Origin of the sequence: Globicatella sp. HMSC072A10 (assembly GCF_001811625.1) — a bacterium.
GTDB lineage: Bacteria > Bacillota > Bacilli > Lactobacillales > Aerococcaceae > Globicatella > Globicatella sanguinis.
The window spans coordinates 23,013-35,782 of the sequence record NZ_KV805661.1; the positions used below are offsets into that span (position 1 = coordinate 23,013).

General features: G+C 35.6%; 10 protein-coding genes. All 10 read right to left on the reverse strand.

Translation table 11 applies throughout. The features are described 5' to 3' along the window. Nucleotides 1–126: 126 nt before the first annotated feature. Nucleotides 127–4,437 (reverse strand): PolC-type DNA polymerase III, encoded by a 4,311-nt coding sequence (locus HMPREF2811_RS03310; RefSeq protein ID WP_071408098.1) that lies wholly within the window; start codon nt 4,435–4,437, stop codon nt 127–129. Between the two features lie 109 nt (nt 4,438–4,546). Beyond that, on the reverse strand, nt 4,547–5,815 hold the full coding sequence (rseP, locus tag HMPREF2811_RS03315; RefSeq protein ID WP_071408099.1) for an RIP metalloprotease RseP: 1,269 nt from the start codon (nt 5,813–5,815) through the stop codon (nt 4,547–4,549). 464 nt (nt 5,816–6,279) lie between these two features. Next, a complete protein-coding gene (locus tag HMPREF2811_RS03320) occupies nt 6,280–7,614 on the reverse strand; it encodes a DEAD/DEAH box helicase (RefSeq protein ID WP_071408100.1) in 1,335 nt (444 codons plus the stop codon). A 157-nt stretch (nt 7,615–7,771) separates the two neighbouring features. Then, nucleotides 7,772–8,860, reverse strand: coding sequence for a peptidylprolyl isomerase (locus HMPREF2811_RS03325; protein WP_071408101.1), 1,089 nt, complete (start codon nt 8,858–8,860; stop codon nt 7,772–7,774). Between the two features lie 90 nt (nt 8,861–8,950). Continuing rightward, entirely contained in the window at nt 8,951–9,313 is a 363-nt protein-coding gene (locus HMPREF2811_RS03330; protein WP_071408102.1) for a YtxH domain-containing protein, read from the reverse strand. Then, nucleotides 9,313–9,750: an HIT family protein gene (locus HMPREF2811_RS03335; RefSeq protein ID WP_071408103.1), complete on the reverse strand. Its 438-nt coding sequence runs from the start codon at nt 9,748–9,750 to the stop codon at nt 9,313–9,315. Before HMPREF2811_RS03335 ends, HMPREF2811_RS03330 begins: the two co-directional genes overlap by 1 nt. 40 nt (nt 9,751–9,790) lie before the next feature. Further along, nucleotides 9,791–10,123 carry a DUF1294 domain-containing protein gene (locus HMPREF2811_RS03340; RefSeq protein WP_246829805.1) on the reverse strand — a complete coding sequence of 111 codons (333 nt, stop codon included), beginning with the start codon at nt 10,121–10,123 and terminating at the stop codon, nt 9,791–9,793. 290 nt (nt 10,124–10,413) lie between these two features. Next, nucleotides 10,414–10,644: a glutaredoxin-like protein NrdH gene (nrdH, locus tag HMPREF2811_RS03345; RefSeq protein ID WP_071408104.1), complete on the reverse strand. Its 231-nt coding sequence runs from the start codon at nt 10,642–10,644 to the stop codon at nt 10,414–10,416. 489 nt (nt 10,645–11,133) lie between these two features. Continuing rightward, complete coding sequence (gene epsC, locus HMPREF2811_RS03350) at nt 11,134–11,700, reverse strand: serine O-acetyltransferase EpsC (protein ID WP_071408105.1); 567 nt, start codon at nt 11,698–11,700, stop codon at nt 11,134–11,136. Next, nucleotides 11,693–12,601 carry a cysteine synthase A gene (cysK, locus tag HMPREF2811_RS03355; RefSeq protein WP_071408106.1) on the reverse strand — a complete coding sequence of 303 codons (909 nt, stop codon included), beginning with the start codon at nt 12,599–12,601 and terminating at the stop codon, nt 11,693–11,695. Before cysK ends, epsC begins: the two co-directional genes overlap by 8 nt. Between the last annotated feature and the right edge of the window lie 169 nt (nt 12,602–12,770).

Sequence of the window (12,770 nt, forward strand, 5' to 3'; positions counted from 1 at the left end):
TGAATGTTACCAAATAACACTCCTTGAGATTTATTCGTACCTACTCGATTATGTCAATCGGGACAGATTAATTAAACAAACTAATGTTTTTCACCTTATGTCTACTCTCAATTAACTCAACTATCCTTAAAATAAGCTTAATTGATCTTGGTCTGGTAAATGGTCTAAGACCCCATTTTCAGTAAGATATTCAATAATTGTTTTCGAAACTTTACCACGTTTTTGTAAATCTTCTTTGGAAATAAATGGAGCTTCTGATCGTGCTTTAACGATCTGTTGGGCGACACTTAGACCTAAACCAGATACCGCATTGAATGGTGGTATGAGTGTATCTCCTTCAATTTTAAAGACGTCAGCTTCTGATTTATCAATATCAATCATCGAGAATTTAAAGCCTCGCTCCAGCATTTCATTCGCTAATTCTAGGACGGTTTGTAAACTCTTCTCCTTCACTGAAGCATCAAACCCTTTAGCTTGGATTTCTCTAATACGTCGCTTGACCATCTCTTTTCCTTGATGCATGGCTACTAAATCGAAATCTTCAGCTCGAATTGAGAAATAAGCAGCATAATAATACATCGGATAGTGCACTTTAAAGTATGCCACCCGTAATGCCATCATAATATAGGCTGCCGCATGGGCTTTCGGGAACATATACTTAATCTTTAAGCAAGAGTCAATGTACCACTCAGGTACTTTATTTTCACGCATAGTTTCTTGCCAATCATCTGGGATTCCTTTCCCTTTACGAACACTTTCCATAATCTTGAAGGCTAAGCCATCTTCAATTCCATATTGCATTAAGGTCACCATAATATCATCACGACATCCAATTACTTTGGCTAGCGTCGTCGTTTTATTTTTAATTAGCTCTTGCGCGTTTCCTAACCAAACGTCAGTACCATGTGACAGACCTGAAATTTGCAGTAATTCCGCAAAAGTCTTAGGTTTGGTTTCCGTTAACATCCCTCTAACGAAGAATGTTCCGAATTCTGGTACGCCCAAAGTTCCTGTTTCCGAAAAGATTTGCTCACTCGTCACCCCTAATGCTTCCGGCCCACTAAATAAAGACATCACGTCTGGGTCATTCATCGGAATGGTTTGGGGATCAATGCCACTTAAATCTTGTAATTTCCGGATCATTGTCGGATCATCGTGTCCTAATATATCAAGTTTTAGGACATTGTCATGAATTGAGTGGAAATCAAAATGGGTAGTTCGCCATTCGGCTGACAAATCATCGGCTGGATACTGCACGGGTGTAAAATCAAAAACATCCATATAATCTGGAATAACAATAATCCCTCCCGGATGTTGACCAGTAGTTCTTTTTACACCTTCAATTCCTTTGGCTAAGCGTTCTTTTTCTGCTTGTGGCATATGCTCTCCGGTAGTTTCGAGATAACCTCTCACATAGCCAAATGCGGTCTTTTCTGCAACAGTCGAAATGGTTCCGGCACGATAAACATAATCTTCCCCGAATAATACTTTGGTATAGGCATGGGCACGTGGTTGATATTCACCAGAGAAGTTTAAATCGATATCGGGTACTTTGTCACCATAGAATCCCAAGAAAGTCTCAAATGGAATATCATGGCCATCTCGGTGTAAAGGTTTGCCACAATGCGGACAATCCTTCACTGGTAAGTCAAAACCTGACCCAACTTCCCCTTTAGTGAAAAATTCACTAAATTTGCACTCTTTACAATAATAATGGGGTGCTAAAGGATTGACTTCGGTAATCCCAGTCATGGTTGCGACTAACGAAGAACCTACCGAACCCCGTGAACCAACTAAATAACCATCTTCATTACTTTTATGAACCAGTTTTTGGGAAATTAAATAAATAACCGCAAAACCATTTGAAATTATCGAATTCAATTCTTTTTCAATACGTGCTTCAACAATTTCAGGCAATGGATCGCCATATAATTCATGCGCTTTATCATAACTTAAGCGACGGATTTCTTCATTACTACCTGGAATATTAGGCGTAAATAGTTTATCCTTTATTACTTCGATTTCATCAATTGAATCAGCAATTTTTTGGGTATTGGTTACCACTAACTCTTTAGCCTTTTCACTACCTAAAAAAGCAAATTCCATCAACATTTCATCCGTCGTTCTAAAATGAACAGGTGGTAAAAATACTTGACGATTAGCATTAATTTTCATTGACTTAATTAGAATTTCACGATATATTGAGTCTTTTTCATCTAAGTAATGAACATTACCAGTCGCAACAACCGGAATATTCTTTTCTTCACCTAAACGTACTAATTCACGCATGATGTTTTCTAAATCGGCTACTGAACCTAATTGTTCTTGGTCGATTAAAGTTTGATAAACTGATTTTGGTTGAAGTTCAATATAATCATAAAAATCTACTAACTCCGCCGTCTCATCAAACCCTTTTTGCATCATCGTAGTGAAAATTTCCCCCTCACTACAAGCCGTACCGACTAGTAAATTTTCGCGATATTTGACTAATAAGCTTCGTGGTACTCGTGGCGTTCTAAAGAAATACTTAACATTGGATTCAGAAATAATTTTGAATAAATCTTTTAATCCTTCTTGGTTTTTCGCTAAGAGCGTCGCATGAAATGGACGAGCATTTTTATAACTATCACCCTCACCTAATTGATCATTTAACTGCGAATGCAAGGTCATATTAAAATCATCTTTAGCTTGTTCTAACAATTTATACAAGATATAACCCGTTGTTTCCGAGTCAAAAACTGCCCGGTGATGTTGTTCTAAATTTATATTATAATGTTTGGCTAAAGTATTTAAACGATGCGCCCGTAAATGACTATTAACTAAACGTGACAACTCCAAAGTATCAATGACAGGTTGTGTCGTCTCTTCAAGTCCCATACGAAGATAGCCTTTATTTAGGAATCCCATATCAAAGCTCGCATTGTGAGCCACTAAAATCGTATCTTTACTAAATTCATAAAATTTTTGTAAAACTTCGGCTTCTGGTGGCGCATCTTGTAACATTGCGTCAGTAATACCAGTTAACTCTGTCGTAAAGGCAGAAAGCGGATGCCCCGGATTAATAAAGGCTTCAAACGTATCGATCACTTCGCCATTTTGCATTTTGACACCAGCTAATTCGATAATTTTATCATAAACAGCCGAAAGCCCCGTTGTTTCCACGTCAAACACTACATAGGTAGCCGAATCTAACTCGATTGGTTGTGGATAATAAGCAATCGGTTCACCATCATTGACGACATAAGCTTCAATACCATAGAGCACTTTAATGTTATTCGCTTTTCCTGCAGAATAAGCTTCTGGAAAGGCTTGGGCGGCCCCATGATCGGTAATAGCAATAGCTGGATGCCCCCATTTAGCGGCTTGTTTAATAAAATCACTAACACTATTAGTAGCATCCATTTGACTCATATTAGAATGTAAATGCAACTCAACTCGTTTTTCACCCTCTGGTGCACGATCAACCCGTTCGCTATGGGTAATATGACGAATACTACGGGGTCTAAAGTCTAATTCTGATGTAAAGTTATCCGGTACCATATCCCCTTCTAGACGTAACCAGTCGCCCTTATTGTACAAGGTAAATGATTCTTTTTTAATACCGCGTCCACTCATTAATTTTACAGTTACCGAACTCGTATAGTCCGTGACTTTTAAAATCATTAATTGATTACCTGAACGTAAATCTTTAATTTCTTTACTAAAGACATACCCTTCAATGACTTGTCTAAATTGATTATCAGGCAATTCTTTGATGGGAGTAATAATGTTGCTGGTAATGTCTTTACCGATTGGTTTAATATCACTATTATTAACTGGTGCTTCAATACGCGTTTGTTGTTGACGCTTTTCAGCCATTTCCATCGCTTCTTTAAGATTTTTTTCATCTTCCAACATCTTACGTTCCATTACACTTAAACGTTCTGCTTCATGCAATTTTTCATCAAAATAATATTCAATTTGAATATTGTTAATTCCAACTCTTGCTAAATGTTCCATTAATAAAGAATGATATTGGTTTTGGATAACATCAATTTGTTGTTCCATTGCTAAAGCAACTTTAATTGTTCGACCATCCAATTGATGCTTAGCTGAACCTAAAAGTGTTTTAACGAATGGTTTTTCCATTGAAACGACACTTAAAACGGCCGTCCAATAATCTAAAATAATTTCATCAGTCAATTGATCATGATCAAACTGCCACCAAACCTCCACTTTAGCAATAGCTGAAAAAGCCATGCGCAAATGGTGTATAAAAACATTATAAACATGTGGATGGAATCGTTCGGCACTCTTCAAATGAAAATACCATTGATTAGATTGTGCTAAAATATCGACATGGTCAATAGCTGTTTGCGATAAAGCGTCTAATATATCTTCATCTTGCAATTGAATTTGATTTAACAAATGTTGAAATAATTCTGTCTTGTCCATCATTATCCTCCATTTCCACTAACATAAAGAAAAGGAGGCGGATAAAGTCACCTGCGTCACTTTATTGCCACCTCATCTTTTCTTGGCTTTTATATTTTATCAAACTATACGATTAAAAGAAAGCTCTCATAATATCATTCCATGTCACTAAGATCATCAAAATAAATAAGATTGCTACTCCAATTAAAGTAATAATGCCCTCTTTTTCTTGTGCTAGTGGTTTTCCTCTAATAGCTTCATAAATATTTAAGATAATTTTTCCGCCATCAAGTGCTGGTATAGGTAATAAATTCATAATACCTAAGTTTGCACTTAACATAGACATAAAGCTGATGACCGTTAAGGCACCATGTTGGACAACTGTATTCGTCATTTGTGCCATGGCTACCGGTCCCCCAAATTGATTCACGTCAAAACCACGCTTAAACATTCCTAAAATAGTAGAAATAACCATCGTGATTACAGCCCATGTTTGACTAAAGCCAAATAATAAACGACTCTTGATGCTTGTATCATAAGAACGGATAATCCCAATCTGTCCGTATGTTTGCCCAGATTCCTCATCCTTAACTTCGTTAACGGTAATTTGACTGGTGTGGGGCTGATTATCACGTTGATATTCAATAGGAATTGTTTTTCCAGGATTAGCTTGAATGGCCATCGCTAATTCGTTCCAATTATTAATCGTTTGATTCCCAAATTTCGTTATCCGGTCTCCTGCTATTAAACCGGCTGTGGCTGCTGGAGAATCAGTACTTACCTCACCTATGATGGAAGTATCTGACACAACCCCTCCTGAAATTAAGGCAACAATCATAAATCCAACGATAGCTAAAATAAAGTTGTTCACTGGTCCGGCAATATTGGTCTTAATTTTATTCCAAGGGGTGGCACTTTCATAACGTGTCGCTCTTGGTGAAACCAAAACTTTAGTACCATCGGCCTCGGTAATAAAAGCATTTGGATCTACTTGATAAGTCACCATCGTTTCTTGTCCAATGGGAAGCGCTCGTATCATCATCTTATCAATTAATTCTGTTTCATCTACTTGTACCGGTAATTCCTCAGGGTCATTTTTATCGGAAAGATTAATACCAGTGACAATGTTTTGTTGATTGAGGATTAATCCTACTTGCATCCCCGGTTCGATCCCATCTTCTTCATTTAAACCTGCTAAGCGCACGTAACCTCCTAATGGCAACATTCGCACAGTATAAGTGGTACCCGATTTATCTTGTTTGGCAAATAATTTAGGACCCATACCTAAAGCAAATTCCCGTACCCGAATCCCGGCTTTTTTGGCAAAATAATAATGCCCAAATTCATGATAGACAACGATAATTGAAAATATCAGTAAAAATATGACAATTGTTTTTAACATTTAAAACACCTTTTCTTAATGAGTATGCTTCATATTATAGCATAACACCAATAATTTATTGAATTGAATGGACCAACGTTTAACAAATCCTTTTGGTACCATCTATTAACTTCATAGCGCAGTGGTTGTGCGATCTCAAACTGCGTCTTAAAAAGACTAAGAATAAGCTTAATAAATTCAATCAAGCTATTACTCGATAATTCAAAGCGCAGTGGTTGACTGGGGGGCCGACGAAGCGAAAATCATTTAATTTTCTACTTCTGGCCCGCTCCCAATTTTGCGAGGATGAACAAACAAAGCGAAAATTATTCGATTTTCTACTCCACGCCCACTCCCTAAAACCTCACTCATCCAAATTATAATAGTGAATGTAATCCGTCTACTTACAAACAGGATTCTCTTCATTATCAATCCTCATAATGGGTTTAGCTAAAATATTTAACACGTTTTCAGAATTATTTAACTTAACGTCCCTGATTCCGTCTCATTGAACGTGCTTGCTTTTTAGCTGTTTGACGTCTTTGTTCTTTAATTTGAATATCTAGCTTTTTCTTATAGCCAGGTTTAACTTTACGTTTTTTATTTTTAGCAATCATGCCTTTAATTACAGCATCGTCCGTATCTTTCTTAGTATCTTGACGCTTTTGACGACGATTACGTATTTTAGCTGATCGAATCTCACCTTTTACTAGCTCAACTTCAGTAAATTCAATACCTTTTTTCTCCAACTGGACAATCGCTTGGTCATCATCGGGGGTCACAAAGGTATAAGCAGTCCCCGCAATATTATTACGTCCTGTTCGTCCTACACGATGAACAAAGAACTCTAATTCTTTAGGTACTTCAGTATTAATCACCATTGAAACTCCAGGTATATCAATCCCTCTAGCAGCTAGGTCGCTTGCTACAACAAATTGATAGTCCAAATCTCGAACTTGCTTCATTAGGCGTTTACGCTCACGCGGTGGGATTCCACCATGAATCAAGGCTACTTTTAAGCCCTGTTCTTTTAAATAATCAGCCACTTCATCAGCATATTGTCTGGTATTACAAAAGACTAACGCTAAGTAAGGATGACCCATCGTTAATAATTGATAAACTAATTCACGGCGATCTTGCCCTTTTGTATTAATTAAATAATTTTGAATTTCTTCAGCTAATACTTGTTTTGGCTCAATTTTAATCTGTTTAGGACTAATCACATATTTATTTAAAAAGACCGATAATTGCTGAGGAATGGTCGCTGAAAAGACCATTAACTGTAACTCTTGAGGCATTCTCGAAGCAATTTCATCGATAATAGATAAAAAGCCTAGATCCATCGTCATATCGGCTTCATCCACAACCATTATCTTAGTTGTTTGGACCCATAAGGCATTGGCTGACATGAGGTCAAAAATACGACCAGGGGTTCCGATAACAATATGAGGTTGACGATTATTAAGCTTTTCAATTTGACGATCCTTATCAGTCCCACCGACATAATTATTTACAACAATTTCTTCTGGTGCATCTTTGACCAATTGTCGCGTCACATCATATAATTGATTCGCTAACTCACGACTGGGAGCGGTAATAACGACTTGCACACTTGTCTCTTGAGGATCGATTTGTTTGACAATCGGTACTAAAAAACTATGTGTTTTACCTGAACCAGTCTGAGATTGAACAATTAAGTTTTCACCTGCTAAAGCCGGTTTTAAAACTTCTTCTTGAACAGCCGTTAAATTTTCAAATTGTAATTCTGCTAATGCTTTTTGGATAAAAGGCTGTAAATTTAATTCTTTAAATGTTGTCATTGTTTTCTCCTTCTTGTTAGAACATACAAATAAATTGTATCATATTAGGAGCTGTATCTCACTACTAAAATAATAAAAAGTCAGGCTTGAGTCTTTTAAAAAGTTAATCCTTTTAATGCCTCAAAACCTAACTTAGTCATTTGTATTATCTATTTAATTACTCAGCAACTGTTGTCTCTTCAGCGGCTTCGTCTTCAGCAGCAGTTTCTTCTGCTTCTGTTTCTTCTGATTCGCCTTCAGCTGTTGTTTCTTCCGCTTCTGATTCACCTTCAGCCGTCGTTTCTTCAGCGGCTTCTTCAGCGGCTTTAGCACTTTCTTCAGCTGCTTCAATTGCAGCCATTAATTCATCTAAAGCTGGTTTTAAATCTTCATCTTTAATTTCTACGCCTTTTTCTTTAATGAATTTACCAACAATGCTATAAGCTAAATTAGAATCGTTGTATTTACTATCTAAATACTGTTGTTTCACTTCATCTTTTACTTCATCATAAGGTTTCTTCTCACCATTATTGATAACATTGATAACATGGTATCCATATTGTGATTTAACAGGTTCTGGCACTAACTCTCCGCTAGCAACAGATTTAACAGCTTCTTCAAATTCAGGAACCATTTGTCCAGCTGAGAATTCACCTAAATTACCACCATCCGCTGATGAGCTATCAGTTGATAATTCTTTTGCTAAATCTTCAAATTTTTCACCGTTATTTAAACGTTCAATAACTGAGTTAGCTTCTTCTTCTGTTTCTACTAAAATATGTTGTGCTTCCATTTTTGGAGCATAATCATTTTCGTAGTATGCTTTAATCGCTTCTTCTGAAGTATCTACATTTTTGCTAATAACTTCTTGGAATAAGTTACGAATATAAACAGACTCTCTAAAATCATCAATTGATCCTAAGTTTTGGTAAGCTAATAATTGTTGGAAAACTTGCTCGCCACCAGCACTTTCAATTTGTGCGTTTACTTCTTCGTCAGCAGATTTCTTCAATGCCTCAGCGTCATCTACATTTTGAGTTAACACTTTTTGAATAATCATACTACGTAAAGTAGCTGTACCAGCTTTCGCTTTTAATTCAGCATAGAAATCATCTAACGAAATGGTCTCGTCTCCAATAGTTGCGATTACTTCTGATTTATTATCAGTAGCTGATTCTGCATTTTCATTCGCTTTTGTAGGAGTGCATCCTGCTAATAAGAACATTACTGCCGATCCAGTCATTACTTTTACTAAACTTTTTTTCATTATAAATAAAACTCCTTCATTGACTTAAAGTGTATAACAAGATAACTATAACATATTTTGTGGTCGTATGGTACATTTTCAAGAAAAATACTAATTTTCAGATACATTTGATAGATTGTTCATATTTTCTTCTAAATTATCTTTCAATGTCTCGATTCTTCTTTGAATGCGATTAATACGCGGTTGATTATTTTCCATAAAATGTTTAATATCACCTTGTAATTCTTCAACCAATGCCTGAGTAGTTTGGACACCATCATTTTTCACTTGATCGACAACAGTATTCAAATGATCTACTTTAAATTTTAAGTCAGTCACATCGCTTTGCGTTTGCTCTTTAAATTCTTTCAATTGCGTCCGTGTTTCTGATCCTTTTCGGGGGGCATTGAGTAGACCAATGGCTCCTCCAATAACAGCACCCCAAAATAAGCCAGACCTAAAAGTTTGTTTCATTATTCAGTCACCTCACTAATCCCTTGAGTAATTTGCTCAGCTAAAGAAGTTAACTGTTCTTTGGATACATCATCCATATGATTAGTAAATGTTAAACTAAAGCCATCTTTTTCACCATAACGTGGAATGAGATGCCAATGTGAATGAAAAACTGATTGATAAGCTGCCTCGCGATTGTTATTTAAAATATTTAAACCTAACATATCGGGAAATGCATTATCTAATCCTTTTGCAATTTTCGGTAAACGTGCCAACACATCCCCCGCTAATATTGGTGAATAATCAAAAATATCTTGCACATGTTCTTTCGGGACTAATAATGTATGACCAGGAGTTGTTTGAGAAATATCTAAAAAGGCATACACTAAATCATCTTCATAAACCTTTGCAGAAGGTATTTCTCCATTTATTACTTTACAAAAAATACAATCAGTCATTTATAAAACCTCCATTCTAATTGAAATAAGTATAACAAATTTAAAATAGTGAAGCAAAAAATTGATAATATACCAACACTACTAAACAGATACCTGCCAGATAAACAATCGTAAAATAAGGTTTACGAATTTTATGGCGAAAAAGAAACATTCCCACTAATCCTCCAAGTCCACCACCAAAAAATCCCATGGCTAATAAGGTCTGCTCCGAAATCCTTTGCGCGTTTTTAATAGCCATCCATTTATCCCAAAGCATCGCGAACACTAAACTGACATTTAGGATGATTAAATATAAAAAGAAAAATTTTTGAGCATTTAAATGGGTCATAAAGTACTCGAACAAATTATTTGTTAATAAAATGATGTTTTCCAATAGATTTCCTCTCTTTAATAAAAATATTACTCTATTATGCCATAATCTTGTTAATCTTAAAAGTCCCTATGGACAATCACTATCATTCATTATAACAATTCATTTGCAACAAATTTTCTCTAAATAAGCCATTATAAGAGATACTTTTTAACTGCTGCTTAATATTTTTTGATGTGATTAAACTGAGTAATGTTGCTCACCCATACTATTTGACCAAGATTTATAACAATAAAAAAACTCGACTTTTAGTCTAATAACTAATTAATCGAGTAAATCTAAATTATATTGATTTATACCGCTAATTTCTCTAAGCGATCAGGTCTAAAGCCGAAAAATGGTTCTTCGCCTTCAATTTCTACTACTGGTAACGATTGGAAGCCCATTTCTTTAATTTTATTTAATGCTTCTTCGTTTTCATAAACATCAATCATTGTATATTCTACAGAATTATCTTCTAAGAATTTTTTGGTAAAATTACATTGCATGCAATTTGGTTTTGAATAAACAGTTACAGTTTTCATAATCCACTCTCTTTCCGTCGATTTGATTATCGACTAATTGTCAATGACTATATACTACCTTATCTTCACTGCTATTGCAACTATATATTGTGTTTAATTTTTCCTTGAACACTAAATATAGTGTTTTTTGTAAAATTTGGGTGCTTATCAAAATTAATAATACTAAATTTCATACATTTAAAATTATCCGAAACCGATTATAACAGGCTTAAAATTTAAACTAAATACAATTCGAATAATTCTATTTTGTAAGATGTTAACTTGTCTTAACTAAGTTATTTATTGATTAAAAATAGGGAGTGGACCAGACTTAGAAAATCGAATAGTTTTCGCTTCGTCTGTTCACCCCCACTTAACTAATGCGCTATAAAATAACAAGCACTTAGTTGGCTAAATTAATCAAGTTTAAGCCAGTCTCTCAAAGATAAATTGTTAAATGATTAATTACATATCCATAATATTTTTAATCACAATAATAAACATATTTAATTAAATAAACCATTCAGGTGGAACACTATTATCAGGTATATCTTTTGTTTGATAATATTTTGCCGGTATTCCAACAGCAGTCACATTTTGAGGTACTGACTTTAACACCACAGCACCGGCACCTACTTTAGCACCTTGTCCAATAGTAATATTTCCTAAAACCGTTGCGCCTGCCCCTAAAATCACATCTGATTCAACAGTTGGATGCCGTTTGATACCTTTCTCCTTACCGGTCCCCCCTAAAGTTACACCATGAAAAATCGTTACACGATTGCCAATGATGGCTGTTTCACCTATTACGACTCCGGTACCATGGTCAATAAATAGATGATGCCCAATTTGAGCACCTGGATGAATATCGATACCCGTCTTAGTTTTGGCTCTTTCGGAGACCCAACGAGCTAAAAATAAATGCTGATGACGATATAACCAATGACTCAAGGTATGATAACGTCTCGCTTTAATGCCTGGAAATAATAGGAAAGCTTGTATCACACTATTACAAGAAGGATCTTGCTGATAAGCCCACTTGGCTTCTTCCCACCAAAACTTTAATACTTTAAGCATTAAACAGTCCAGCAGATAAGTAACGCTCACCTGTATCTGGTAAAACTGTTACCACTGTTTTTCCATATCCTAATTCTTTTGCTAATTCAGTGGCTGCAAAGACATTAGCACCTGAGGAAATTCCAACTAACAATCCTGCTGTTTTAGCTAATGATTTAGTCGTTTCAATCGCATCTTCATTAGAAACGGTAAAAATACGATCTACAACGTCCGCTCTATAATTATCAGGCACGAAATTTGCTCCAATTCCTTGAATTTTATGAGGACCCGCATTTCCTTCACTTAACATTGGTGAAGCAGTCGGTTCTACTGCCCAAACAATCGTTTCAGCATTTGCTTCTTTTAAAGTTAATCCTGTTCCTGAAACAGTTCCACCGGTCCCTACACCAGCCACAAAACCGTCTACTTTTTCTAAGTCTTTTAAAATTTCTTTACCGGTTGTTTCTCGATGTGCTTTAATATTCGCTTCATTAGTGAATTGTCCAAAAATAGGTGCCGATAATTCCTCAGCTAAAGCTTCTGCTTTGGCAGTAGCACCTTTCATTCCTTCTGAACCAGGAGTTAATACTAGCTCCGCTCCATAAGCCGCCATTAAGTTTCGACGTTCAATCGTCATAGTTTCTGGCATTACTAAAATAACTTTAATTCCTAATGCAGCCCCCATCATAGCTAAAGCGACACCTGTATTTCCACTAGTTGCCTCAATAATAGTGCCACCCGTTTTTAAGACTCCTTTATCTAATAAATCTTGTAAAATAAATTTCGCAGCACGATCTTTAATACTTGCACTTGGGTTGAAACTTTCTACTTTAACATAAATATCAGCACGATCTTGATTTGGATTAGCTAACTTTACTAAAGGTGTATTTCCTACTGTTTCGATAATGTTCTCAAATAACATATAAAATTTCCTCCTAATAGAACCCAATAATTTTTAGATATTTTTAAAAGTAATAATTGGATTTTCGATAATTCATAAGAAGTATTATGCCATATCTCTTAATGATTATAAAGTAAAATGCATGTTAGAATGAGTTGTTTTATTTGAAAAGAAAGACAAAAAAGGCGCA

Bases quoted from the DNA above. Each gene is read 5' to 3' on its own strand.
- rseP (WP_071408099.1), bottom strand. From the start codon at position 5,815: ATGTTAAAAACAATTGTCATATTTTTACTGATATTTTCAATTATCGTT.
- HMPREF2811_RS03335 (WP_071408103.1), bottom strand. From the start codon at position 9,750: ATGACTGATTGTATTTTTTGTAAAGTAATAAATGGAGAAATACCTTCT.
- HMPREF2811_RS03310 (WP_071408098.1), bottom strand. From the start codon at position 4,437: ATGATGGACAAGACAGAATTATTTCAACATTTGTTAAATCAAATTCAA.
- cysK (WP_071408106.1), bottom strand. From the start codon at position 12,601: ATGTTATTTGAGAACATTATCGAAACAGTAGGAAATACACCTTTAGTA.
- HMPREF2811_RS03320 (WP_071408100.1), bottom strand. From the start codon at position 7,614: ATGACAACATTTAAAGAATTAAATTTACAGCCTTTTATCCAAAAAGCA.
- HMPREF2811_RS03330 (WP_071408102.1), bottom strand. From the start codon at position 9,313: ATGAAACAAACTTTTAGGTCTGGCTTATTTTGGGGTGCTGTTATTGGA.
- nrdH (WP_071408104.1), bottom strand. From the start codon at position 10,644: ATGAAAACTGTAACTGTTTATTCAAAACCAAATTGCATGCAATGTAAT.
- HMPREF2811_RS03325 (WP_071408101.1), bottom strand. From the start codon at position 8,860: ATGAAAAAAAGTTTAGTAAAAGTAATGACTGGATCGGCAGTAATGTTC.
- epsC (WP_071408105.1), bottom strand. From the start codon at position 11,700: ATGCTTAAAGTATTAAAGTTTTGGTGGGAAGAAGCCAAGTGGGCTTAT.